This is a genomic window from Massilia sp. CT11-108, from assembly GCF_047302915.1.
In the GTDB taxonomy this organism is placed as follows: Bacteria; Pseudomonadota; Gammaproteobacteria; order Burkholderiales; family Burkholderiaceae_D; genus Telluria; species Telluria orientalis.
This window is the reverse complement of record NZ_JBKYMO010001024.1, coordinates 1-909: the sequence shown is the minus strand read 5'-3', so window position 1 is coordinate 909 and position 909 is coordinate 1. Positions and strand designations below refer to the sequence as shown.

Here is a 909-nt window from a genome sequence, read left to right as displayed (position 1 = left end):
TCCGCAAGCTGGCCGGCATCGGCTTCCCGGGCTGGGATGCGTCGACGAGCTGGATCATCGCCGAAGTGAAAATGCGCGAAAAGCCGGTACTCGGCTTCCACGAGGACGCATCCAGCCGCCATGCGATGTCCATGCTCGACGATGGCGAGACGGTCGGCGTCGTGCTGGCCGGACGCGATCCGCAGGCGGCCGGCGAGCCGACGCTCGACGAACTCGCCGCGGGCCTGAAAGTCATCTATGGGACCGATTTCGGCATCCATTCTTCCACGTGGCTGTCCCGCTTCAGCGACGCCGTGCGCCAGGCGGACGCCTATCGCAAGGACCGCATCCTGCTCGCGGGCGACGCCGCGCACATCCATCCGCCGCTGGGCGGGCAGGGCCTCAATCTCGGCGTGCAGGATGCCGTCAACCTCGGGTGGAAGCTGGCGCAGGTCGTGAAGGGTGTATCGCCGGCGGCGCTGCTCGATACCTATCAGGCCGAACGCCATCCCGCCGCAGCGCGCGTGCTGCGCAACACGATCGCGCAAGGTGTGCTGCGGCGCCCGGACGACCGCACGCCCGTGCTGGGCGAATTCGTCGCGGAGATGCTCGCGATGGACGAGCCGCGCAGGCGTTTCGGCGCGATGATCGCCGGCCTGGACATCCGCTACGACCTGGGCGCCGGCCACCCGCTGCTCGGGCGGCGCATGCCGGACCTGGACATCGTTACGGCGGCGGGGCCGACCCGCGTCTACGCGCTGCTGCATGACGGGCGGCCGGTGCTGCTCGACGTGGGACTGGGCGCGATGGTCGACGGCGGCCGCGTGAAACGGATCGAGGCGACGTTCGATGGCGTGTGCGAATTGCCCGTCGTCGGCGCGGTGCCGCTGCCGGCCGCGATGCTGATCCGGCCCGATGGGTATGTGGCGT

1 protein-coding gene is annotated in these 909 nt (G+C 69.9%); it reads left to right on the top strand.

All coding sequences use genetic code 11. The features are described 5' to 3' along the window. Positions 1-909: FAD-dependent monooxygenase (locus ACEN88_RS32870; RefSeq protein WP_413346474.1), on the top strand; the 909-nt coding region annotated here is incomplete at both ends.